22 protein-coding genes and 1 pseudogene are annotated in these 24,582 nt (G+C 51.3%); 9 read left to right on the top strand and 14 right to left on the bottom strand.

Features of this window, described 5'->3' with window-relative positions; translation table 11 throughout:
* Positions 1-3: 3 nt before the first annotated feature.
* Positions 4-1,020, bottom strand: coding sequence for a radical SAM protein (locus ACLB09_RS01080; protein ID WP_410767905.1), 1,017 nt, complete (start codon positions 1,018-1,020; stop codon positions 4-6).
* A gap of 23 nt (positions 1,021-1,043) precedes the next feature.
* Complete coding sequence (locus ACLB09_RS01075; RefSeq protein WP_410767904.1) at positions 1,044-2,219, bottom strand: radical SAM protein; 1,176 nt, start codon at positions 2,217-2,219, stop codon at positions 1,044-1,046.
* Between the two features lie 147 nt (positions 2,220-2,366).
* On the opposite strand from ACLB09_RS01075, the gene ACLB09_RS01070 reads away from it, so the two are divergent.
* The gene (locus ACLB09_RS01070; RefSeq protein ID WP_410767903.1) at positions 2,367-3,404 is read left to right on the top strand and encodes a hypothetical protein; all 1,038 of its coding nucleotides are present in this window, start codon (positions 2,367-2,369) and stop codon (positions 3,402-3,404) included.
* A gap of 125 nt (positions 3,405-3,529) precedes the next feature.
* On the opposite strand, the gene ACLB09_RS01065 is transcribed toward ACLB09_RS01070, so the two are convergent.
* Positions 3,530-4,309 carry a hypothetical protein gene (locus ACLB09_RS01065; RefSeq protein ID WP_410767902.1) on the bottom strand — a complete coding sequence of 260 codons (780 nt, stop codon included), beginning with the start codon at positions 4,307-4,309 and terminating at the stop codon, positions 3,530-3,532.
* A 9-nt stretch (positions 4,310-4,318) separates the two neighbouring features.
* Here ACLB09_RS01065 and ACLB09_RS01060 point away from each other — a divergent pair.
* A pseudogene (locus tag ACLB09_RS01060) lies at positions 4,319-4,381 on the top strand (putative holin-like toxin); the annotation flags it as partial.
* Between the two features lie 192 nt (positions 4,382-4,573).
* Here ACLB09_RS01060 and ACLB09_RS01055 read toward each other — a convergent pair.
* From ACLB09_RS01055 to ACLB09_RS01035, 5 genes are all read right to left on the bottom strand, one after another.
* Positions 4,574-5,545 (bottom strand): glycosyl hydrolase, encoded by a 972-nt coding sequence (locus ACLB09_RS01055; protein ID WP_410767901.1) that lies wholly within the window; start codon positions 5,543-5,545, stop codon positions 4,574-4,576.
* A gap of 268 nt (positions 5,546-5,813) precedes the next feature.
* Positions 5,814-6,851, bottom strand: coding sequence for a LacI family DNA-binding transcriptional regulator (locus tag ACLB09_RS01050; protein ID WP_410767900.1), 1,038 nt, complete (start codon positions 6,849-6,851; stop codon positions 5,814-5,816).
* A 115-nt stretch (positions 6,852-6,966) separates the two neighbouring features.
* Positions 6,967-7,788 carry an ABC transporter permease gene (locus tag ACLB09_RS01045; protein ID WP_410767898.1) on the bottom strand — a complete coding sequence of 274 codons (822 nt, stop codon included), beginning with the start codon at positions 7,786-7,788 and terminating at the stop codon, positions 6,967-6,969.
* 4 nt (positions 7,789-7,792) lie between these two features.
* Positions 7,793-8,602 (bottom strand): ABC transporter permease, encoded by an 810-nt coding sequence (locus ACLB09_RS01040; RefSeq protein WP_410767897.1) that lies wholly within the window; start codon positions 8,600-8,602, stop codon positions 7,793-7,795.
* A 4-nt stretch (positions 8,603-8,606) separates the two neighbouring features.
* On the bottom strand, positions 8,607-9,701 hold the full coding sequence (locus ACLB09_RS01035) for an ABC transporter ATP-binding protein (RefSeq protein ID WP_410767896.1): 1,095 nt from the start codon (positions 9,699-9,701) through the stop codon (positions 8,607-8,609).
* Between the two features lie 177 nt (positions 9,702-9,878).
* Here ACLB09_RS01035 and ACLB09_RS01030 point away from each other — a divergent pair, with 177 nt between their 5' ends.
* The 4 genes from ACLB09_RS01030 to ACLB09_RS01015 all read left to right on the top strand — a co-directional run bounded on the left by ACLB09_RS01030 (position 9,879) and on the right by ACLB09_RS01015 (position 13,920).
* The gene (locus ACLB09_RS01030) at positions 9,879-10,706 is read left to right on the top strand and encodes an AraC family transcriptional regulator (protein WP_410767894.1); all 828 of its coding nucleotides are present in this window, start codon (positions 9,879-9,881) and stop codon (positions 10,704-10,706) included.
* A 132-nt stretch (positions 10,707-10,838) separates the two neighbouring features.
* On the top strand, positions 10,839-12,005 hold the full coding sequence (locus ACLB09_RS01025; RefSeq protein WP_410767893.1) for a Gfo/Idh/MocA family protein: 1,167 nt from the start codon (positions 10,839-10,841) through the stop codon (positions 12,003-12,005).
* A gap of 51 nt (positions 12,006-12,056) precedes the next feature.
* Positions 12,057-12,800 carry a ThuA domain-containing protein gene (locus ACLB09_RS01020; RefSeq protein WP_410767891.1) on the top strand — a complete coding sequence of 248 codons (744 nt, stop codon included), beginning with the start codon at positions 12,057-12,059 and terminating at the stop codon, positions 12,798-12,800.
* Positions 12,801-12,816: 16 nt separating this feature from the next.
* On the top strand, positions 12,817-13,920 hold the full coding sequence (locus ACLB09_RS01015) for a Gfo/Idh/MocA family protein (protein WP_410768969.1): 1,104 nt from the start codon (positions 12,817-12,819) through the stop codon (positions 13,918-13,920).
* Positions 13,921-14,079: 159 nt separating this feature from the next.
* Here the strand turns inward: ACLB09_RS01015 and ACLB09_RS01010 are convergent, their stop codons facing one another.
* Complete coding sequence (locus ACLB09_RS01010; protein WP_410767890.1) at positions 14,080-14,757, bottom strand: bifunctional 2-keto-4-hydroxyglutarate aldolase/2-keto-3-deoxy-6-phosphogluconate aldolase; 678 nt, start codon at positions 14,755-14,757, stop codon at positions 14,080-14,082.
* A gap of 292 nt (positions 14,758-15,049) precedes the next feature.
* Here ACLB09_RS01010 and kduI point away from each other — a divergent pair, with 292 nt between their 5' ends.
* Genes kduI through kduD form a run of 3 tightly spaced genes read left to right on the top strand, consistent with a single transcriptional unit; the run spans position 15,050 to position 17,473 of the window.
* Entirely contained in the window at positions 15,050-15,883 is an 834-nt protein-coding gene (kduI, locus tag ACLB09_RS01005; RefSeq protein WP_410767889.1) for a 5-dehydro-4-deoxy-D-glucuronate isomerase, read from the top strand.
* A 33-nt stretch (positions 15,884-15,916) separates the two neighbouring features.
* A complete protein-coding gene (locus ACLB09_RS01000) occupies positions 15,917-16,666 on the top strand; it encodes a DeoR/GlpR family DNA-binding transcription regulator (protein WP_410767887.1) in 750 nt (249 codons plus the stop codon).
* 54 nt (positions 16,667-16,720) lie between these two features.
* Positions 16,721-17,473 (top strand): 2-dehydro-3-deoxy-D-gluconate 5-dehydrogenase KduD, encoded by a 753-nt coding sequence (gene kduD / locus ACLB09_RS00995; RefSeq protein WP_410767886.1) that lies wholly within the window; start codon positions 16,721-16,723, stop codon positions 17,471-17,473.
* A gap of 90 nt (positions 17,474-17,563) precedes the next feature.
* On the opposite strand, the gene ACLB09_RS00990 is transcribed toward kduD, so the two are convergent.
* From ACLB09_RS00990 to ACLB09_RS00970, 5 genes are all read right to left on the bottom strand, one after another.
* A complete protein-coding gene (locus ACLB09_RS00990) occupies positions 17,564-18,538 on the bottom strand; it encodes a sugar kinase (RefSeq protein ID WP_410767885.1) in 975 nt (324 codons plus the stop codon).
* Between the two features lie 316 nt (positions 18,539-18,854).
* On the bottom strand, positions 18,855-20,252 hold the full coding sequence (locus ACLB09_RS00985; protein ID WP_410767884.1) for an XRE family transcriptional regulator: 1,398 nt from the start codon (positions 20,250-20,252) through the stop codon (positions 18,855-18,857).
* Between the two features lie 135 nt (positions 20,253-20,387).
* Complete coding sequence (gene rnjA, locus ACLB09_RS00980) at positions 20,388-22,103, bottom strand: ribonuclease J1 (protein WP_410767883.1); 1,716 nt, start codon at positions 22,101-22,103, stop codon at positions 20,388-20,390.
* A 349-nt stretch (positions 22,104-22,452) separates the two neighbouring features.
* A complete protein-coding gene (locus tag ACLB09_RS00975; protein WP_410767882.1) occupies positions 22,453-23,100 on the bottom strand; it encodes an SGNH/GDSL hydrolase family protein in 648 nt (215 codons plus the stop codon).
* A 705-nt stretch (positions 23,101-23,805) separates the two neighbouring features.
* Positions 23,806-24,579, bottom strand: a complete 774-nt coding sequence (locus ACLB09_RS00970; RefSeq protein WP_410767881.1) for a class I SAM-dependent DNA methyltransferase — start codon at positions 24,577-24,579, stop codon at positions 23,806-23,808.
* Positions 24,580-24,582 lie beyond the last annotated feature (3 nt).

Below are 24,582 nucleotides of genomic sequence, written 5' to 3'. Positions count from 1 at the left end.
GGCTTATCCCTCCATAACTTTCTGTGCGGGCGGTCTTTTGTGACACCACGGTTCTTCGGCCAGAAAATTGCCGCCGCTATAATAAAATGACCGGGCCCGGCAGCCCCCGCAAGTCCGGACATCGGGGCAGGAGCCGCAGGCGCCTTCATACTTTTTGAAATTCCGCAAATCTTGAAAGACGGGATTGTCCCGCCAAATGTCGGCAAAGGGCGTTTCGCGGACATTCCCCACTTTCACCGGCAGATACGGGCAAATGTGCACGTCCCCGTCCGGCAGTATAGAGCAGTAAGCAACACCGGCTAGGCAGCCCCTGGTATAGCGCATCTCCATATTCATGTTTTTGGCAAGCGGCATGAATTGCGGAGCGCATGTCGGCTTGATCTCGATTCGAGTTCCCTGCTGTTTCAGCAGCACCTTTCGGAGCACGATATAATAACGTTCATGTTTGAGCGCTTCTTCTTCAATGTGAACGGCGCGACCCGTCGGAACGAGAAAAAAGGGATGCAGCGACGCTACGTTCAATTCCTCCGCCAGTTGTGCCACCTGTTCAAAGTCGTCCACATTGTCTTCTTTCAGCGTCATGTTGATCTGGACCTTTAATCCGGCGGCCTGCGCATGCCGAATTCCTTCCACCGCCTTTTCCCATCCGTCGGCCGCATTCCTGAACCGGTTATGGGACGCGGGATCGGCACTGTCGATGCTGATGGCGATGCCTCCAAGTCCGGCATCCTTCAACTCCCGGGCTTTAGCGGCGGTCAGCAGCGTGCCGTTGCTGCCGATCGCCGGCTTCAGCCCGATCGAGGCCGCATAGGCGACCAGTTCCGTCAGGTCGCCCCGGATCAGCGGTTCGCCGCCGCTGAAAATCAGGAGCCGGAATCCGGCCTCCTTGATCTGATCGATAAGGCGACGTCCTTCCTCCGTCGTGAGCTGACCGTCGAGGGAAGCCTCCGGACCCGAATCGCGGTAACAGTGCTCGCAATACAGATTGCATCTTTTAGTCACATTCCAGGATATAAGCATTCCCGGGCCTCCTTTTTGACTTCCTATACCATCCGGATTTCCCGGTCGCTTAAATAACAGGCCGGATCGGCATCCCAGTAATCGCCTCTGACCGATGATGCACGGGCGCGGAAATTTCCGTTGCAAATATCGAGCCAACCGCAACTCTTGCAGCGTCCCTTCAGCAGCGATGTTCTGTCCCTTAAGCCTGCCAGAACCGGATGAGATGCTTCGCTCCAAAGGTCGCTGAATTTTCGCTCCCGGATATTGCCGATTTCGACGTCCCGCATGAATTGGTCGGGATACACTCGCCCTTGCCAGTCGACGCAGCCGATCGCCAGGCCGGAGCGGTTTCCGCCGTTGCGGCGCAGCAGCTCAAGCAGCGTGGCGGCGCGTTCGGGATCGCGCTCTTTCATCCACTGGTACAAATATACGCCGTCCGCATGGTTGTCCACCGTAAGCAGCTCGACGGCCTTGCCTTTCCGATGAAGCTCCAGCGTCTTGGCGATGATTTTCTCCACCGCCTGCCGGGATTGCTCGCGGGAGACATCCTCTTTCCTGAGCGCACTGCCCCGCCCGGAATAGACCAGATGATAAAAACAGGCGCGCGTAATATTTTCTTCCTCGATCAATTCAAGAATTCCGTCCAAATCGTCATAAGTATTGCTGCTGATCGTAAACCGCAGACCGACCTTCAAACCGGCGTTCTGACAGTTACGTATGCCGCTAAGCGCCCGCCCGAACGAGCCTCCGCGCCCCCGAAACCGGTCATGCTTGCCCTCCAGCCCGTCGAGGCTGATCCCCGCGTATTTGACTCCAGCCTCTTTAAGCTGCCTGGCCTTTCCGCTCGTAATCAAGGTGCCGTTGGTCGACAATACCGGACGCAGCCCTTTGCTTGAAGCATAAGCGATCAGTTCAGGCAGATCTCTGCGCATCAGCGGTTCCCCGCCGGAGAACAGCAGCACGGGCACGCGGTAAGCGACCAGATCATTGATGAAATCCATCGCTTCCGTCGTGCTCAGTTCCCCCTCTTCCTTGGAGGGGCAAGCATCGGCATAGCAATGGCGGCAGCTCAGATTACAGGCGCGCGTGGCATTCCAGACGACGACAGGGCCCTTTTCAGCCGTTGTCCCGATCGGCCTCGTCCCCGCCGGAAGCGAATACCGCAAATGATCGCCTTCTCCGTCCAAACCGGTGAGCAGTTTCGTTACATTGATCATGCCTGTTCCTCTTTTCGCGATTGATAGTATCTATTCTTTTCATTATTTGTGAAAAAATACACATTTGAATGTCCGGAAACAATTTAGTGATGAACTCCTTTCGCGCAGCGTTTAATCTATATAGATCGGAGAGGAGATAACCTGTATATGAAAAAATGGATTATTACGGTTATGCTGACATCCCTGCTGACGACGCTGATTATAGGCTGTTCCGGTAAAGAAGACGACTCGGGAACTCAGAAGGAAGAGGAAGCGATGCCTCTCATAGAAACGCAACAAGGGAATAACGGCACTGGCGCAGAAGCGAATACTAATACAACTTCGAAAGAAAATACAAACTTGAATACGGATGCAAGTACGAGCGCTCCGGCTAAAACACCTGGCAATCACCTCGAAGGGGGAAAGCATATCGTGGACCCTAATAAGCTAAGTAACTTATTCGGGTTCGCTAATCCGAATGGCAGCCAAATTATCGTAACCGGACAGAAATCCGGACTGGAATCGTCCCTATCGGAATACGGCAACATGATCGGGGAAGGAGGAAAGACGTACGACGTACGATTTGTGAAATGGCAAAAAGGCACTGAGCAAAGCAACGGCCGGGACACCGCCAACAATTTCGCCAACCTGGAAGGTTATATTTTCGAGGTAATAGACGGAAAGGCTACTCCCAACGAGACCTACTATGTGGTGAATGAACAGGACTTTGACCTCGAAGCATTGCTTAAGCTCACTTCTCCAATGCAGACGGAGACGGTGACCGATGCAGAACTAGAAGATGAGGAAACACTCATGGAAAACATCTCCCTCATGAGAGACCGCGATGTGGCACAAATCTGGACGCTTGCCGACATCGGTGGCTCCGAACGCAAACTTTATCTTGTACGCTTTGAAAACAAGGATAAGGACCGGCTTTTCAGCATCGTCCTGTTTAACGGAGTAGACTTCTTATTTCGGGATTATCCTGCCATAGCCAATGACGATATTTCCGTCTGGCGCGTGGATGATGGCGGCGAAGTGTCGCCGGATATGTTCTCTCTCCTGCTGGCCGCCGAAACGGAGCAAGGTCTCCTGCTGGGGTTGTCGTGGTGGGGAGCGGAAGGCATTAATTCCTTTTTTCTGCTGGAAGACGGTGGGAACTTCGAAGAACTGGACATTAAGTACGGACGGTATACGTCGCCATGACGCTTTGAAGGCGTGACAGGCCTAACTGGAAACCCATAAAAAAGACCGCTCAAGATCGGCTATGGGCGGGCTTTTTTTGATTCGCGGCAGCACCAAAGGAACTTAGATAGTGATTGCAGCTTTTTTCAAAAAGATTCAAATTGAATTTGATCCACAATAATTTCATTTTTCAAACGATCGAACTTATGCGTAATTTGAAAATCGCAAAGGTAGATAGGAGCCCCCGTCGGCGCTATGCTCCCGGAAATTCTCGCCATGATTTTTTGGTTCTCGAACGAATAATTTACGACACCACCGAACAAAAGTTTTTCATCTACCTCTACGTCCGGATCCGCATCGTAATTGAATTCATGATCTTTTCCTTGCACTTTAACTTGAATGGTTAAGTTTCCGTCCGCATTTTTAGCAACATTAGTTTCAATGTAATCTGCAACAATCTCTTCATAATCGGGTACTTTTATTTCCGACAGATCCTCACTGTTCAGCACATGCAACTCATCAATACTTGTGTCAGTACCTCTTCCTAGATTCAAAATAATAACTGCTTCCGGTTTATTATCCCCGGTTACGTCACAATAGAAAATTCGCGGTTCTTCCGCCATACTCCAGTTATACTCTTTCTTCACTCCATTGATTTCCACGGATACAACTTCTGCCGTTCCATACTTATCTAACTTAACGGGCGTAATTTTCACCTTATCGTCTTCGGATGACCAAGTTTTGTTATTCTGCTCCGACTCCGTTGTTTTCCGGCTAATCTCTTGTTCAGGTTGCATCGTTACCTGATTATTTAGAGGAGACACGTCCGATTCTTGCACCGACTTTCCTGAATTCTCCGGAGTACATCCCGACAGCAAAACAGCACTCAATAGCATCAGCAAACCAAGCTCTTTTTTCAATTCCATGTTGCCCCTTCCTTAATGTTCATGTTCGGCATGTTCATTCTGGCGTTATTAACTTACCTCAAAAAGAAATAGGCCGCCCCCTGACCAGGATCGCGGCCTATTTCTATCGGTAGTGCCTGTTTGGAAGCCGCCGCCCTTAAAAGCGGCTATTGCTCCTGGAGCTGTGTTGACGCACGGCTCCTTGGCGTATTGTACGTTTTTTCTATCCACAATATACCACGTATAAGATCAAAATAAAAGAATGGTAGCACTTATAATAGTCTTCTAATAAAGCTTAGGCAATTTGTCCAGCGTGATTGCGTAATCGTTGTTATAAGCGTTATAAAGTTCCTCTTTCGTCGTAAAAAGTTCCGTTCTCCCGAAATCATTGGACCAGGTCATGAACCACAGCCAAGGGATTCGGGACTCCGCCAACCGGGCAACGCTCGGAATCGGCCCTATTTCACCTAGTGCAACAAGTTTGCGGGTCGGGGTGATTGCGATCAGTTCCTCATACTCCGGCCGCAAATCCGTATGCTGATGGGCCGGGGGATACAAATCCCGGGAGATAATGTCGGCAACCTCGTCCCCGACATATCCTTCGGCCAGCGGGGAATTCCAGACCCAGATTAGATTGTTCAGGTCATGAACATTCGTATACCGGTCATACATAATGCGGTATAACTGTTTAGCCGCCTCCGGTCCCTTGCTGCCCCACCAGAACCAGGTCCCCTCCGATTCATGGAAAGGGCGCCACAAAATCGGAATGTGCTTGTCCCGGAACTCTTTCAGAATCTCTGCCATATAGTCCATATCGGAAATAAACGCCTTGTATTCATCCGTACCTTCGATAATCGCTTTGGTAGCGTCGAAATCCGTATGCTCGGCATAAAAGCTTTTGTCCCTGCCGCCAAGCGGAGAGAACCAATGCCACGTAAAGGTAATCAAGCCGTTTTCTTTTTCCGCCCATTCCCAAGCTTTTTGCAGCGTATCCTTGTTCTCTGCCACTTCCAGCAGGCACTCTTCGCCGCTGTCTTCATAATTGATGTTAGGCGAATAGCCGAGCAGTTCGAAGCCGAGAAGCGCCGGCGATTTTCCCGTCACTTCGCGGATATAGTGAAGTTCTCCCTGGGCTATGGTCTGCGTGTGCTGACCTGTAATAATGCCCTTTCCGGATATTTCGCTTAAATAGTTCAGTACGGCTTTTACTTCATCGGATGCTTTTGGATTACAAGGTATAGTATGGATCGTATGCATGGGACCTCCCCTTTCATTACGCTCAATGACTAATCTGAGTCGTTATTATTTTATTCTTATACTACATTTTTGTTATTTTTGTTATTACATTTGTCATTACTCACATAATAAATATAACGCCATAATCATTACTCAGTCAACAAACCATTTTGGCCAAAAATTAATTATGATAACAAGCGCACCGTTACATTAACTTGTACCTTTACATAAAAAAGAGAGCCCCGGCGACGTCGTATCACCAAAGCTCTCTTACTATAAAACAACCTTCTTAAATCTCTTGTTCTTTATTCGATACGACGCTGCCGTCTCCCAGAATAACCTCTCCCTGAATCAACAACTTCTCGAAGTTGGAATGGGGATTGGCCATTCGCCACAAAAGCTTGTCTACGGCCCGCATCCCGAGAAGCGCCTTGTTAACATCTATGGTAGCGAGAAGGGGCAGCGATTCATCGGTGTTATCAAATCCGGTAATTTTGACCTGGCCGGGAACATGAATCCCCAGCTTTAGAAGGGCTTCCATAACAAACTGGGCCGTCGTGTCATTCGTGCAAACAAACACCTCGGGCAATTCATGAATCGCCACAACCTTAGGCACGGCTTCATGAATATCGGCGATTTCCGGACCGATCAACTCCGGAATCTGCGCCTGTTTCAGCTTGTAATCCTCCAGCACCGACCTGAATCCCAACCAGCGTTCATAGAAGCTTTGAGCATACCCGATATGTCCGACAAACTGGAAGTTCTTATAGCCTTTGCTAACCAGTTTGATCATCATTTCCCTCATGCAATGGAAATTATCCGTAAATACCGCATCCGCCTGAAAAGCCTGATCCTGATGATCTACCATGACAACGGGGATCTCCAGCTTTTTGATATCTAGCAAAATCCGAGTCGATACGGCCCCGATCGTTACAATACCGCTAATCGCATTTGGATTGAGCAAGGAAAACACGGACTCGCCAGAAGGCTCCGTAAGCGTAAGAATATCCGCCCCTCTCTGATTCAAACGAGCGGAAATTCCGTTAAAAACAGGGCCCCAATACAACGAATTTATATCCTGGTAACGGACATTGGGAAACAAGACTAGGATAGCGCCGGGGCTGGCCTCCCCTTCCGTGTAGGTTGGAGGACTAAGGAGCGCCGGCGGTTTTCCGGCATCCTTGAAATATCCGAGTTGTCCTGCGGCTTTCAGAATCATCTCCCGCGTCTGGGCACTGACTCCTGACTTTCCCGAGAGCGCACGTGAAACGGCAAACTTAGAAACCCCGGAAAAATCGGCGATTTCCTGAATCGTTACTCTTTTCATATTATCCGCCTACTTGAAGATAAATTTGTTCACCCATCTATATAATTGTTATCTTGTGTTAGGTTATTTACATAATAACATGGATAGAACATAAAACAAATTACTTATTTTAAATTCAGTTTCCCGCGCTCTCATACCGACGCAGACCGATGCGCAGAATGAGCAGGGCTAATCCGACAAAAAGAATGGCTACAAGGGGGCTGAACCAGCCCCAATAGCTCCATGGCTCTTTGCCGAACAGGGCGGCCGCCGGGAAAAAGCTGACGAACGCGAACGGCACGATAATGGAGATAAACAGCTGCATACCCAACGAGAAGATCGTGATCGGGTATTTGGCGAACTCTCCTAAGTTGTGAATCATGATCGGAAAAGCGTTCCCGCTGCTGCGGATCCAGAAGGCGGAGCAGTTGGCCGCCAAATTAATAGCAACCCGAATCGTCATGGCAGAGACTAACAACAAGATGGCCAACAGGACGGTCTTCAGGCTCCAGGCGATATCGATATGGGACAAAGCCATCACAATAATGCTTCCGCCGATCAAAATATTACCAAGCCCGTTCATGCCGATGCCCGTGCAGAAGATTTGCAGTACAATCGGAACCGGACGCACGAGGTAACGGTCCAGTTCCCCCATGTTGACCAGCCGCAACATCCGCCATGTCCCTTCGAAAAATAAGGAGCCGACGCCCTCCGATACATAGATCGCCGCATACATAAAGGCCACCTCCCATAATCCCCAGCCCTGAATGTCCGGAATACGGGAGAACACCACCCACAAAAACAAAAAACCGGTAATTTGCGTCAACGCGGCGGCGCCGATCATGATGTAAAAGTCGGCGGAATATTCCATCATCGCTTTCAGCTGCTGGCTGTATAACCGCCAATATAAATACAAAATTCGCCGCGGCGAGTTTTTTGCCCTCATTTTCATTTCCATGACGTTATCCTCCGTGAATCGTGATCTGCCGGACGGCCCGGGACCACATCCATTTTCCGAGCAGCCATAGCAGGATGATCCATGCCCATTGAATGGCGATCAGTTTCAGCACAGCGGTTCCCGTCGTTATGCCGAGGCCGATCGTAACCGGCGTGTTCACGATGCCCTGGAACGGCAGCATCATCGCCACCGACTGCAGCCAGCCCGGAAAAAACGCCAATGGCACGAGAGCCCCGGACAGCAGGTTGGTAATGGAAGTCCTTGCCCAGTAAATGCCGAAGCTGCTGGTGGTCCAGAAGCAGAGCAGGGCCGACAAATAGACGATGCAAAATTTGACCAGAATCGAGGAAACCATGCTAAACGCGAACAGCAGCAAGGTTCCGGCATCATGCGGCAGGGAAATGCCGAACGTGAATATGGCCGCAAGTCCGATCAGAATGCAGCTCAGCAGCCCTTCCAGTACACAAGAGCCCAGCGTTTCCGCGAGCCTGGCTTTTTGGAACTGGATGGGACGGAGCAAGTCCATCATAACGCTGCCGTCTATGATTTTGCTCGTAATGCTAGATTCCGAATAATACGACAGCATGGAGTTGACGAAAAACGTCACCAGCAAGTAGGCCTGCATCTGGCTCCACGTAAACCCGGAGAGCGAGAGCTGATCCTGCCCGGCGTATATGGCCTGCCACAAACAATACATGGCGATCAGTCCGATAAAATTGGCGATAAAATTCAAAATAAAAGAGAGCCGGTACGCAAGCGTATTTTGCATGGAGCAAAGCGCCAGAGAGAAATATTTCTTAAAGGATCCGGCCATCGCTTCAAGCCCTCCCTTTCCCCGCTGCTGACAGTGCGGCAGAATCCAGCTGCCCGTCATAAACGCGGCGGATGATCTGCTCGATGCTGGGCTCATCTATGCGAAAATCAACGACTTCCCCGCGGCTCATCAGCCGCTTGACGATTTCGCTGGCCGTGCAGCGGAAGCGGTCAAACCGGATCGACAGCGTCAGTTGGTCACCTACAGTGCCTGTAGTGCCTGTTGTCTCTGCGGCCCCGTTATCATCTCCGGCATTACCGGGCCGTTCAACGCTAACGTCCGGCAAATCGCGGAACAACTCTTCCGCTCCCGGAATCGGCGTGCTTAATTGCGTATGTATCGTTCTTTCCCTGGCGAACGTATCCTTCACTTCCTGCAGCTTGCCGTCGTAAATGATCCGGCCCTGGTCGATGATGACAAGCCGTTCGCACAAATCCTCGATATCTCCGAGATCGTGCGTGGTCAGCAGCATCGTCGTTCCTTTCGACCGGTTCATCTCCTTGATGAAATCGCGGATCCGGTGCTTGACCGCAACGTCGAGCCCGATCGTCGGCTCGTCGAGGTAGACGATCTTCGGATCGTGCAGCAGCGCTGCGGCCAGATCGGCCCGCATCCGTTGGCCGAGCGACAGCTTGCGTGCGGAGAGATGCAGGAACGACTCCATTCCCAGGAGTTCCGTAAAGGTATCCATGTTTCTTTTGAATGTATCCGCAGGCACCTGATAAATATCCCTTAACAGGCTGAGCGATTCCCGGACCGGGATGTCCCACCACAGCTGCGTCCGTTGGCCGAATACGGCGCCGATCCGCTGCGCGTTCTCCATTCTGTGTTTGTAAGGAACCAGTCCGTCCACAAGCAACTCGCCGCCGGAAGGTACCAGTACGCCGCTCAGCATTTTTATCGTCGTCGATTTTCCGGCTCCGTTAGGCCCGACATAAGCTACGGTCTCCCCTTCTTCGATTTTCAAGTCGATGCCTTCCACCGCATATTTGTCCCTGTGACGCTGGGTAAATAAATGCTTTACCGCACCGGCCAAACCGGGATCTTTTACAGCTTGGCGGAACACTTTCTGCAATCCCCTGGTCTCTATTAAGCTCAAGACATTCTCTCCCCTTCCCAAACAATGTTCTTACTACTATATAGCAAAATATTCCTGCTTCCTACCCTATTAATCAACAATTACGCTTTCATTTCCGTGCTATTTATGTCTGATATTAGACAAAAATTGCACTTCCCGCTATGATGTGAGAAAAACTAGCAGCAAGGGAGCGGCTCCATGAAATCCTTCTATCAAAACTGGAAACTGGATCAGGATTTGCCCATGGTCGTCCATCATAGTAAAGACCTCACATTTTATCCTCATTTTCATGCCGAAGTCGAATTTATCTATGTGGAATCGGGCAGCATCTTCGTTGGCGTTAATGAAGACAAACGCCTGCTTCAGCAAGGCGACATGGCCATTTTCTGTAGTAATGACATCCATTATTTTGACAGCCGAGACCGTTCCTCCGAGATGATCATCGTCATTTTCCACCCTGAGTTGATCGGAAAAGCGGTAAGCTGGCCAGGCGACTTCGCCTTCGAATCTCCCTTTATTACCGGAGAACTTCCGGAGCTTCAACCGATCAAATCTCTGCTTAACCGGATTTTACAGGAAAAAAGCGACGCCAAGACGGGGCACCGCCTGTTCATCCAAGCGTGCTTGCTGGAGCTGTGCGGACTGCTTCAACGTCATCTGCCTGTTCATGCCACAGAGCGCGGATCGCAAGCACGGATCGCCTCCAAACGGGCAAGAATCCAGCAAATCCTGTCGTTCATCGAAGAACATTACCAGGACGATCTTTCCGTCGATGTCATGTGCGGACAATTCGGGATGGAACCGTCCTATTTTTGTCGTACCTTTAAGAAAGCAATCGGCATGAACTTTAAAACATATCTCAACAGCATCCGCGTGCTCAATGCGATGAGAAAATTGGCGGACAGCGATGCAAGCATTACGGAAATCGCGCTGGAATGCGGCTTCGGCAGTATCCGGACCTTTAACCGGGTATACCGGGAGCTCCAAGGTGCTTCTCCTTCCGATCTCCGCAGGGAGAACAATTAAACGAACAACCAAGATAAAAAGTACATTTTTTGACCGGTTCTCGGCATAAACTGGCGAGAGATTTCCCAAGCTTCTTTTTATAATGGACTTACGTTCATCATTTCAAATTTGAATCTGTGATGGAGGGATTGTATGAATCAGCTTCGCGTCGGAATGATCGGTTACAAATTTATGGGAAAAGCCCACAGCAACGCCTACCGTACGCTGCCTATGTTTTTTCCTGAGGCGGTAAAACCGGAGATGGCGGTATTATGCGGCAGGGACGGCAAGGCCGTTCAAAGGGCAGCGGAGCAATTAGGCTGGAGACAATACGTCACCGACTGGAAAGAGCTTGTGGCCCGGGACGATATCGATCTGATCGACATCAACGCCCCGAGCGATGCGCATAAAGAAATCGCGCTAGCTGCCGCAAAGGCGGGAAAACATATTTTTTGCGAAAAACCGTTAGCGCTTACACTAAACGATTCACGTGAAATGCTGCGAGCCGCTGAGGAAGCGGGGGTATGCCATATGGTCGGATTTAACTACCGGTTCTCCCCGGCGGTCAAGCTTGTCAAAAAGCTGGTGGAAAGCGGCCGGCTTGGCCAAATTTATCATTTCAGAGCCTGGTTCCTGCAGGACTGGATTCTCGATCCGGAGTTCCCGCTCGTATGGCGGCTGCAAAAAGAGATTGCCGGTTCCGGCTCGCATGGCGACCTCGGGGCGCATCTTATCGATTTGGCCCATTACCTGGTCGGAGACATTTCCGAAGTGATCGGCATGAGCGAAACGTTTATCAAAGAGCGGCCGCTCGCGGACGAAATGACCGGGCTGAGCGCCAAGGGCGGCAAAGGCAAGGACGCTCCGAAAGGCCCGGTTACCGTGGACGACGCTACCTTGTTTCTGGCGCGGTTTGAGAACGGGGCGCTGGGCAGCTTCGAGGCGACGCGCTTTGCGGCGGGACACCGTTCAACCAATGCGTTCGAAATCAACGGAAGCCTGGGCAGCGTCAAGTTCGACTTTGAACGGATGAATGAGCTCGAAGTTTACTTTACTTCGGATGACGAGGATGTTCAGGGCTTCCGCCGCGTTGTGGCGACAGATCCCGCCCATGCTTATGCGGAGGCCTGGTGGCCGCCGGGGCATACGCTTGGATTTGAGCACACCTTTATTCATGAAGTACTGGAGCTGGGTGAAGCGATCTCGGCAGGCCGGCAGCCGGAGCCGAATTTCCGCGACGGGGTTAAATGCCAGGCCGTATTGGAAGCGGTCGAACGTTCGGTGGACGAGCGCCGTTGGGTGGATTTATCGGAGATGTAATCTCAGTCGTAATCATATGAAATCCGAAATATTGAAGGAGACTCGATCATCATGAAAAAAGCGTTAATCGTCTGGGGCGGTTGGGACGGTCACGAACCGGAGCAGGTTGCGGCGATTTTTGCCGAGGTATTGCGGGAACAAAGCTTTGAGGTCGAAGTTGCGGATAGGCTGGAGGCTTTTGGCGATGCAGAAAAACTGCTCGGCCTGGACTTAATCGTCCCGGTATGGACGATGGGCGAAATTTCGCAGGAACTTGTAAACAACGTGTCGGCCGCGGTCCAGGCCGGGACCGGACTCGCCGGATGCCATGGCGGCATGTGCGATTCGTTCCGCAACAATGTGGACTGGCAATTTATGACCGGCGGACAATGGGTGGCGCATCCGGGAAACGATGGCGTTGAGTACAACGTGGAGATCAAGCAAAGCTCCAGTCCCCTGGTGGATGGCATCGGTGATTTTGCCGTACGGACGGAACAGTATTATCTGCATGTCGACCCTGCTATCGAGGTGTTGGCCACGACCCGTTTTCCGGTCGTAGACGGTCCGCACCGGTTCAATAAAGCGGTTGATATGCCGGTCGTTTGGACCAAGCGCTGGGGTTATGGCCGGGTGTATTACAACTCGCTGGGCCATCATGCCGACATCGTGGCGCTGCCGCCGGTCAAGGAACTCATGACCCGGGGCATGCTCTGGGCCGCGGACGGCAAACAACGGGCGGCTTCCCAAAACGAGGATGGATCATCCGGCGGAGGTTTCGGCTACAGCGGGATGGGCGACAGCCAATATGACGCATAAAGGGATGGAACAAGCTATGGATAAGATCAAAGTCGGCATCATCGGTTGCGGAAAAATCAGCGGCATCTATATGGAAAATTGCCCGAAATTCGAGGTACTGGATCTGGTGGCCTGCGCGGACCTGGATTTGAATCGAGCCAAAGAACAGGCTGCCGCCTACGGCATTCCCCGGGCGTGTTCCACCGAGGAACTGCTGGCCGATCCGGAAATCGACATCATTATTAACCTGACCGTGCCCGCGGTGCACGCCGAGGTCAGCTTGAATGCGCTGAAAGCCGGCAAGCATGTTTACGTCGAAAAGCCGCTCACCGTCTCACTCGAAGCGGGACGGCTGGTACTTGAAGAAGCTCAGGCCAGAGGACTGATGGTGGGATGCGCACCGGAAACCTTTTTCGGTGCCGGCATCCAGACCGCGCTCGGGCTGATTGAAGACGGTGTGATCGGGCGGCCGGTCTCGGCCACGGCGTTCATGATGAGCCGGGGCCATGAGCACTGGCATCCCGATCCGGAATTTTACTACGCGCCGGGGGGCGGACCCATGTTCGACATGGGACCGTATTATCTGACGGCGCTCGTGCAGTTGCTCGGACCGATCGCCCGAATCGCCGGAATCACCGGCAAGGCATTGCCGGAACGGAGAATTACCAGCGAGAAGAAGCGCGGATCGGTCATTCCGGTGGAGGTTCCGACGCATGTCGCCGGAACGCTGGAGTTTGAGGGCGGGGCCATCGCCAGCCTGATCACCAGCTTTGATATTTTCGGCGGCAGCAGCCTTCCGCCGATCGAGATCCACGGCACGGAAGGCTCCTTGCTGGTGCCGGATCCGAACACCTTCGGCGGCCCCGTGAAATATCGCCGCCTCGGCGAAGAAGAATGGACGGAGCAGCCGCTGGTGCCGGGATATGAGAGCAACAGCCGCGGGATCGGTCCCGCCGATATGGCGTATGCCATTCTGAACGGCCGCCCGCACCGGGCGAACGGCGAGCTCGCCTATCATGTGCTCGAAGCGATGTGGGCCTTTCATCACTCGTCCGATTCCGGACGTTACTATGAAATGACCAGCCGCTGCGAGCGCCCTTCTCCGCTTCCGGCCGGACTTAAACCGTATACGCTGGATTAGCAAGCACCATAATCTAAGGACCTCCCGAAGCGTGGAGGTCCTTTCATTTTGCAAACCGGCGCCTCCCATCCCGATCAATATAATAAAAACAACGCCCGGCTGAACATTCAGCGCGCGGCGTTGCCGGTATGGATGATAGGATATGAAGATTACACCCTCTTATTTAACTTGAGATAAGCACTTGGCTTGCAGGAATGCTTTTTTATATGCCGCCGCTTTTTTCGCCACCAAAGTATAGTCTTTTTGCTTCAAAGCGTCATTGGTCAGGTCCGAACCGATGCCCACGGCCACCGCGCCGGCCTTGATCCAATCGCCGAGGTTATCCAGCGACACTCCGCCCGTCGGCATGATATTGGCTTGCGGGAGCGGGCCTTTGATCGCCTTGATCATCGACGGATCGTACAGGTTGCCCGGGAACAACTTGACGATATCCGCGCCCAGTTCCAGTGATTCCTGGATTTCCTTAATCGTCATCGCACCCGGCATAACCGGAATCCGGTACCGGTTGCACAGCATCACGGTTTCCCGGTTCAGACAAGGGCCGACGACGAATTGGGCACCGCTTAAAATCGCTGCGCGCGCCGTTTCGGGATCAAGCACCGTTCCGACGCCGATGATGGCAAAGCTGGCCGGGTCCTTCGAATCCCAGGCATACTTGCGGGACAATGTTTCAATGGCCTGCAGCGCAAACGGCACGGTCATCGTCACTTCAATTACTTTGATGCCGCCGGCAATCGCCTGGTCGGCCATTTCCACCACTTGTTCCGGAGTGTCCCCGCGCAATACGGCAACAACGCCTTCTTCCACGATTTTTTGTATGAGCTGCAATTTTTTCATGAGAATTCCTCTCTCTTTCTTTTCTAGGATTTTTTATATTAAATAATGTTCAAAATCAATTCTCTTGCCGTAGCTTCTTATATCCCCTCCGCTTTCTTGTCCCTTCATCCTACCACGACTGCATAACTCGCTGAAATCAGAAATTTAAAGCCCTGACCCCACTTATTTCAGCACTTCTTCCCTTCAAATCTTGCCATTGTGAAGAGTTCGCTTGCAAAATGAACCAAAAGGGATTAATGTAAACCTATATGAACATTATAAACCCAAACAAACAAAAAGAGGAGGATTTTTTGTGGAAAGACGTTATGCTTCCCATCCCCATGAAGTGAAACAATTCGATACCGCCCGGCTGCGTCAGGAATTTCACATTCCGAAACTGTTTACGCCCGACAAATTGGAGCTAGTAATTACGCATGAAGACCGGATGATTGTCGGCGGAGCGGCACCGGTCCATCAAGACGTGAAGCTGGGGGTCGAGTTGAAGGAACTGGGCGTGTCCTATTTCCTGGAGCGGCGCGAACTGGGGGCCATTAATGTAGGCGGACCGGGCGTTATCGTCGTTGATGGAACCGAATACGAACTTGACACCAAGGATTGCTTGTTCGTGGGTATGGGTTCAAAAGAGGTCCTCTTCAAGAGTAAAGAAGCCTCGAACCCGGCCAAATTTTATTTAAACTCGGCACCGGCACATCAACAATTCCCTACAACAAAAACTACGCTGGCGGAAGCCGAATCCGGAGCATTAGGCTCGATCGAAAACTCTAACGACCGGACGATTCACCGTTTCATCCATGAGAACGGCATTCAAAGCGCGCAGCTTGTGATGGGGATGACCCAGCTCAAGACCGGCAACATGTGGAATACGATGCCTTCGCATGTCCACCCTCGCCGGATGGAAGCTTATATGTATTTCGATCTTCCCGAAGATGCCGTCGTGTTCCATCTCATGGGTGAGCCGAGCGAAACGCGCCACATCGTCATGAGAAACGAACAGGCCGTCATTTCGCCAAGCTGGTCGATCCACAGCGGGGTCGGCACAAGCAATTATACGTTTATCTGGGGCATGGCTGGTGATAACAAAGCCTACGCCGATATGGACGCCGTTCCGATGAAAGATTTAAAATAAGAAGTAAATTCAAACGGAAGCGTGGAAACGAAAATGAGTTCGATACGACGATACGAAAAAATTATGGAGGTTCTGCTGACGAGCAAAGAAGTTACCGTGGCGGAGCTGAGCGAAAAGTTGGGGGTTACGGGCAAAACGATCCGCGAGGATCTTACCCGGCTCGAGGAGCAGGGATTGATTGTGCGCGTTCATGGCGGAGCCGTGCTGGCTCAAGGAGACCAGTTCGGTATTCTTCCCGCCAAGGAGCCGCTAATCAAGCATGCCGACGAAAAGGCGGACATTGCCCGCAAAGCGCTAATGCATATCAAGCAAAACGATATCATCGCGCTTGACGGGGGCAGCACGACGCTGGAAATTGCCCGCCGGCTGGACAATCAGCCTCTTACCGTGATCACGAACGATGTGTACATCGTCAGCGAACTGGCCGTAAAAGACAATATCCGTCTCGTCGTCCCCGGCGGCTACCGGGTCCGCAACATGCTCGCCGGACCGGAGGCTACCTCCTACGTTAGGGAACTGAATATTCAAAAAGCGTTCATCTCCGCAACGGGGATCCATCCCGAACACGGGCTGTCCATTTATACCGGAGACTTGATCGAATTCAAACGCGCGCTGATCGAAACGGCCCGCGAAGTGATCGCGGTCGTCAATCATCATAAATTCGGGCAAACCGCTCTCCGCACCTTTGCTTCATTGAACGAGCTGACGCGGATTATTACGGACGGCAAGCTTCCGGATGAGGTTGGCCGGCCTTATTCAGACGCAGGAATTATCATTGAGTAATGTAACTCTGTTTCATTTCATGGTTCATCCAATATCTCTAAGGAGTGTTTACTTATGAAATTATTCGATCTTACTGGAAAAACGGCCCTGATCACCGGCTCAGCCGCCGGTCTCGGTCAAGGCATCGCGGTAGGACTCGCGGAAGCGGGCGCCGATATCGTTTGCGCATCGATAAGCTCAAGTCAGGAAACCGTAGACCGGGTTACGGCCCTAGGCAAAAAAGCTTCCGGCATTGAAGTGGATCTCAGCGATCACGGCAAGCTTCAGGAAACGTTTGACGAGGCGCTCAAACTGACGGGGCATATCGATATCCTGGTCAACAACGCCGGCATTATCCGCCGTACGCCGGCTAAGGATCACAGTGCGAAGGATTGGTTCGACGTCATCGACATCAACCTTAATACCGTATTCCTGCTCTCTCAAATCGCCGGCCGTCACATGATTGAACGAGGCAGCGGCAAAATCATTAACATCTGCTCGATGCTTTCTTACCAAGGGGGCATCAACGTTCCCGGGTACACGGCTTCCAAACATGGGGTAGCCGGCTTAACCAAGGCCTTCGCCAACGAATGGGCGGCGAGCGGCATCCAAGTCAACGCGATCGCTCCGGGATATATGGCTACGGACAACACAGCGCCGATTCGCGCCGACGAGAACAGAACCGCCTCCATCACCGACCGCATTCCGGCCGCACGCTGGGGAACGCCGGAAGACGTAAAGGGTCCTGCCGTCTTCCTGGCATCCTCCGCTGCCGATTATTTGAACGGCCACGTGCTTTGCGTAGACGGCGGCTGGATGGCAAGATAGATTTACGCCAACGCACAAAACAAGCCGGTCGGAACTCCTACCGGCTTGTTTTGTGCGATTCATCTCTATTCGGGTAAGGCGATTATCTTTCTACCGCTCCACATGGCTCTGCCCCGCAAGCAGCCGTTCGATCTCCGCTGCGGTCGGCAAGCCTTCCCAGTCGCCTGCCGCCTGGATGACTTGTGAACCGATTAGATTGCCAAGACGGACCGCTTCTGCCAAGCTCTGTCCTCTCAACAGTCCTGCCAGGAAACCGGCGCAGAAGCCGTCTCCCGCTCCCACCGTATCGATCACATGCTCGGCTTTGAAGTAAGGCACCGAAGATATTGATCCCTTTTCAAGCAAATAGGTTTTGTCCTCACCGCCTTTAATAATACTCTCTCCCGGTAGTTCGCTCAGTTTTGAAATAATGACGTCCATGGAATCCGTATCATATAGCAGCTTCAGTTCGTCGAGTCCGGGCAGGAAATAATCCGCTTTCATCGCAAGCGGCAACAGAACCTTGCGCGCTTCCTCCACGCTCCATAGCTTAAGGCGCAGATTAGGGTCAAAGCTTACCTTCACGCCATGCCGCTTCGCCATATCCATCGCCGCTGCCACCGTTTCCATGCAGGAGACGCTTAAGGCGGGCGTAATGCCGGTCACATGCAATATTCGGGCTCCGGCTATGTATTCTTCGTCCAGATCATCCGGAGTCATATAGCTTGCGGCAGACAGCTTCCGGTAGTAATAGACGGAGCTTTTGCCCGCAACGTTTTCCCGGATCATCAGGCCGGTTGGGGCTTGGTCCGTCAACTGTGCGCGGGACGTATCCACACCTTCGCCACGGATCGCCTTATAGATTCGATGGCCGAACGGATCGTTCCCCAAACGCCCGCACCAGCCGGAAGTATGTCCGAGCCGGGCCAACCCGATCGCCACGTTGCTCTCCGCACCGCCGAACGAAGGCTCAAGCGATCCGGTATATTCCAGTCCCTTTCCCCCTTGGGCCAGCAGCAAGGCCATGCTTTCCCCGAACGTCACGACCTTGGGGGTAGTTTGCAGCTTAGAACTTTTCTCAATCACTGCCATTCCCTCCTGTTGATGTCATACTAGCATATATATTTTCACCCGATCCGGATGATTTCTCCGTTCATTATCTCATAGAACATAAGGGCCAAACTAGGCAATAATTGCAGATTAATCCGTACTTTTCTTAGTATTTATTCATTTCAAATGAAGCTAACGAAACAAAAGCCGGCTCTATGAGACTTATCCCATAGAACCGGCTTATGTGATCGGAGCAAAGTAATTATTCAGAAATTAAGCCCCCGAACCGTTAGCAAATGTAGTTACCGAACCGGAATGCGCAACACTTCCTCCCGCAAAGCCGGCACCCAGGCTAATCACAAGCACTAAGGCCAACACCCATTTCCGCATTTTTCAACACCCCTTCCATGATAGATTCATATTCCTTAAGCTGTTCTTTGGATGCGTAAGCCCGATACTGCTCAAATAATGGCACAATCTTCATGAAGTGTTCTTTGTTGTTAATGGATATGGAATATTTGAGACTATAAATAATTTTCTCCATCGCTTCCATATTATCCTTTTTCCTAAGGGAATAGACTATCAAGTTATAGCACAAATCCAAATATCTGTCCTTGTTCATAACCGATAGATAGTAATTATCGAATTGCATATATAGACTGGTGTCAATTTGAAATTGGTTCAACAAATCATCGATAAAAAAACCGTTAATGTTAGCGGCTTCAATAATCGTCCGCAGACTGGGGAGCAATTCGTATGGATGTTCCTTAAGAAGTTGGACATAGGCCGGAAGAATATATTTATTGCCTTGCAGAACTTCCAGATTGAACAAATTGAGCTTGGCAAAAAGCTTGAACTTCTCTACTTCCTGTTTTCCCAGATCGTTTAGTCCGACAAACCAGCTAAGATCCGCGTAGCCTTCGATATATTTGGCGGAGGCTTCATAATGTCTTTGATGCTCCAAAGCATTCCCCTTAAGCAAATATCCCTGCCCGTAATACACCACCAAATGTCTTTCGCATCTCAGCTCAAACGGCTTGCGCTCCAAAAACGCCCGCTCGTAATCTTTATATACCGCTTTGGCCAGATCTCTTAATTCATCTGCATAAACCAGCACCCGGTCCCATTTCTGCAGCGTATAATACACATTAGCCAAATGCAGCAGCGCTTCAAGCTGGTAATCCTCCGGCAAACGTTTCCGGTAAGGTTCAAAGCGGTTCGACGCCAGCAGATTCTGCTCCATATCATCGCCCAAAGCAAGCCTGAACAGCCTGTATTGACTTATCGCGAGCCGTTCAGCGTGTTGATATTTCTCGCTGTCCACGACCGCATTGTAAAAGGGGCGGGATGCCTCATATTTCTTTTCCCCGTAAAGCTGTTCAGCGATATCGAAAATCAACGGGATATAGCTCAGGTCTTCCATTAATCGAGTAAGCACCCGGTTTATGCATTCCAGTTCGCCGATGTCGGCACAGCGCAAAAGAAAGGATTTCAGTCTTCGCCGGTTAGGTTGTACCGTATCCACGCATTCGTCAATATATAACGAATAAAACTTCCCGCGCGGTTGCTCCAACGCTTCCGTTATTAGATCCAGTTGACCGATTGAGATCGGCCTGGGGGGATTGCCGTTCAAAATAGCGCTGAGGGTGCCCCGGTTGATTCCCGACCGGTTTGACAAGCTGTTCAAGTTGAAGCCTTTACTCTCAATTTGATGATAAATCAAAGAACGAATCGCAGAAACGCTGTTCATTTGGCCCCTCCTCTCAATCTTCTATTTTTTTACACATTATACGAAATTATGTACAAGTGGTCAATTAATTAAATACATTAAAAAAAATAAACTTCCCTGACCGGGAAGCTTATTTCATGTTTCATATATGGTGATTTATACCTCTAAAATAGAAGGCATAATGTGAGGCGCTCGTCCAACCTCTTTCATAAAGTACTTCCGCATGACCCGATGAATCGTCCGAATCCAGATGGCCCGGTCATAGGCTTCTCGCTCAGCCTGTTTCGTCAGATTGCGTTTCAGTACCGCCTCCGCCCGTCTTAACAACGGTCTGGCATCCTGCATGTATACAAAGCCGCGGGTCACGATATCGGGTCCCGCCAAAATCTGTCCGGTCTTCCGGTCCAGGGTCATGACCACGATGACGATCCCTTCCTGGGACAATTCCAGTCGCTCTTCCATCAATTCGTCTTCCCGCGCCCTCATCTCACCATTGCTGATAAACACTTCTCCCGCAGGAATCGTTCTGCCGCGTTTGGCGCGGTTACGATAAATCGACAGGGTATCTCCGATGTTCAAGATAAATGTCCGGTCCTCCGTCAGGCCGGTTTGAAGCGCCAGCTTCTTATGACTCAACAGCATCCGGTATTCGCCGTGGATCGGGATGAAGAATTTGGGCCGGATGAAGCTTAGCATCAATTTCAGATCTTCACGGTTTCCATGGCCTGAAGTGTGGATGTCAAAGATGGAACCATAGATCACCTCGGCCCCCGCCCGCATCAGCATGTCGATGCTTCGGTTGACGTTCTGCGTGTTGCCGGGAATCGGCGACGAGGAAAAGATAACGGTATCGCCGGGATAAATCTGTACCGAGCGATGCGCACCGGATGCGATTCGGCTAAGCGCGGCATTAGGTTCGCCCTGGCTGCCTGTACAAACAATCAGCACTTGACGGTCTTCGTAACGGTCGATGTGTTTGACGTCGATCAGCATGCCTTCCGGGACGCGGATATAGCCCAGGTCTTGCCCTATCGCGAATACTTTTTCCATGCTGCGGCCGATGACGGCGATTTTGCGGTTGCATTGCATAGCCGCCTCGACAACCTGCTGCAACCGGTGGACATTCGACGCAAAAGTGGCAAACAGAATCCTTCCGTCGCACTGCCGGAAAGTTTCCAGAATGGCGCTGCCTACCCTGCGTTCGGAAGGGGTAAAGCCATCCTTCTCGCTGTTCGTGCTGTCCGCCAAGAGCGCGAGCACGCCCTCGCCGCCAACGCTCGCCATTTTGAACAAGTCTGCCGGCCGGTCTTCCGGAGTAAAGTCAAACTTGAAATCGCCCGTATGGACAACGGCTCCGTAAGGCGTATCCACGACGATCCCGAACGCATCGGGAATGCTATGGGTTGTCCGGAAAAAATGCACCGATAGCTGCTGGAAATCGAAACGGTCGTTTTCCTCGAATACATGCAGCTTGACTTCGCCCAGCATGCGGTATTCCTCCAGCTTGGCACGGACCAGACCGATCGTCAGCGGACCGCCGTAAACGGGAACGGAGAGCTGGCGAAGCACAAACGGGAGTGCCCCGATATGGTCCTCATGCCCGTGCGTCAGGAACAAACCTTTGATTTTGTGACGATTTTCGATCAAATAGGTGATATCCGGAATGATATAATCAATGCCTGATAACCGGGAGTCCGGAAATTTCAACCCGGCATCAATAATAACGATCTCATTCTTATATTCGATGCCGTACATGTTTTTGCCGATTTCGCCGATTCCGCCCAGGGAATAAATCCGTACCGGAGGCGGCGACGATTTGGGCCGCCGGTTCGGCTTTGCCGTATTTGCTGGTTTCGTATTTGCTTCATTCATTATGCGGTTAATCCTCTCTAGAATAATGCAGACTGATCTATGTTTAATTATACTGAAATCTAATCGCAATAACTAATTAATTTTTAAATCAGGCCTAAACGGCTCCTCAAGCCATAAAAACAAGCCGACGACGAAATATCCAGAACATCAGCTAATTAACATTCTATTCCGAGAAATTACCCTTTCGGCAAAGTCTTCAAACACCGGCCGCATACCTTGATCCATAATTCTGAATCCTGATCCCGGACTTAATCCGGAACCGCTAACTCTCAAATCGGACAGGTAACGATCCACAAAAAAAGGCTGGCAGTATTTCTGCTCAGCCTTGCCGGTAGTGTCCTAAATCTCTTTAATCCAGCAACCCGCTCCGGCCAACTACGTCAAGCCAGCGCTCGGCAATCAGTTGATGGCCCGCTGCCGTAGGATGCACCCCGTCCCACAACCAATAAGCTGCATCCGTCGTCTTCTCCGCGGCGTCAAAAGCATCCTGGAGCGGAACAAAAACGGCATCGAACCGATCCGCCAACTCACGAACCTGGGCTTGATATTTCGTCATCAATTCCGTCCAATGATCCCAATTTTCCTGCGTTGCCCCCGTTTTCAGGGTGAATGGTTCGCATAATACCAGTTTCGCTTGCGGCAACACTTCCCGAGTTTCGGTCAGCAAATGGACGTAAGCCTTTTCAAACCGGTCCGTCGCCCCGCTAGGTTCGCCGGATACGATTCTCCAGGCGTCGTTCACGCCGATTAAAATGCTAATAAGGTCCGGTTTAAGGCTGATCGCATCTTCATTCCACCGTGCGTACAAATCGGAAACGCGATCCCCGCTCACTCCGCGGTTCACGAACAGCGGTCTTTGCGCTGCATTTTCATGACCTAGCTTCCCAGCAATCATATAAGCATAGCTATGCCCCAACACATGGTTAAGATCGGTCCCGCGATCGCGATTCCCGTCCGTAATTGAATCTCCTTGGAATAAAATCACCTTATTGTTCATCGAAACAATCTCCTTCACCTTTAAAATAATCGAGAATTCCCTTGTTTTGCTTCAATAGGCGGCAAAGATAGTTTGGATTACAAGCCGAACTCGTCCGTCAAATTCCCAGAAATAAACGCGCGTTTATTATGCCGTATGTACGTTTTGAAATCCTTGGAGCTCATTCTCCGGCTTAAACTACCTGCATTAATCAATAAATAGTCCGATCATCGATATGGACAAGATGACGCCTTTCTTCATGAATAGCCTGTGTCCGGATCGCTGTGCCGGCCCGCCCTCCCGCAATTTACAAGGTGCTGCTTAAATTATACCAAGTAAAACCGCCGCCGCGAAGTATCAAAACGGGATAGTTTTAAGTAACAGACCATTGATGCATGAATTTGTTGGGGTGTAGGTGCACCGATCGGTTTTGTTCTCATTGGAAAAAATCCAGCGGACTCTGTCCTGCGGCTGCCGTTTCCGTGCTTCGCTTGGAAAAAATCCAGGGAAACAGACCATTTTCCCTCGACCCGTGCGGAAATATGGTTTTTGATTGGATTTTATCCAATCAGACCTCCTTGGTAGTCGGCTTCCGTGTGGCTGGTTGGATTTTATCCAATCAAAATCAAGAACAGTCTTCATTCTGCAGAAAGACCCTGCCTGGAGATCCAAGACAAGGTCTTTTCCTACTCAGGAGAAGCCCGATATCGAAGTGTCTCCCGATCCCTATTTTACAGCGACATAGAATAGTCTGGCCGCATCCGCCGTCGCTTCCATCCACTCGAAGTCCGCGTAGCAGGTGACATCCCGGAATCCGCACCGTAACAACTGGCTCTTCATCCATTCCGGATCGTAAGCCCGCTGTACGTGATTTTCCTCGAAACGCCGGTACAGACCGGGGCCGCTCTCCTCTTCACGGGCAAAAATAGTGAGATGATGTTCGATTTCATCCCGCGCATCATCCCGCTCGCAGGTCCAGATGTAAGCCACGGAGGATTCGTCCCAAATGAACGGCTGCTCCTCTTCATAGCGACGCAGCGTATTCGGATGATGAACATCGAACAGAAAAGTACCGCCCGGCTTCAACCCTTCATAGGTTCTGCGGAAAGTACGGACGATGTCCTCCTCTTCCAGCAGGTAATTCAGGCAATCGCAAAAAGAAATTACCGAATCGACCGGTTCGGGCATTTCCCATTCCGTCATATCCTGCTGGACCCAACGCACGCCGCCATCGCGGAACAAGCGGGAGCCCTGCGGCGTCCCTTCCATCTTGCGCCGGGCTACCGCCAGCATATCCGAAGACAGATCGATTCCGGTTACATCAAAACCGGCGTTTACGAGCGGAATGGTAATACTGCCCGTTCCGCAACCGAGGTCCACTACCGTTTTCGGCATGCCGTGCTTTTCCCAGGCTTGACGGGCAAAACGTATCCAGTCGGGATAAGGCATGTCTTCCATCAATTCATCGTAAACATAGGCAAACTTTCGGTATGATACCATGGC

Source organism: Fontibacillus forbon, assembly GCF_046559655.1.
Classification (GTDB): domain Bacteria; phylum Bacillota; class Bacilli; order Paenibacillales; family Paenibacillaceae; genus Fontibacillus.
Note: the sequence above shows the minus strand (reverse complement) of the source record. Positions and strands in the feature narration are given on the sequence as shown.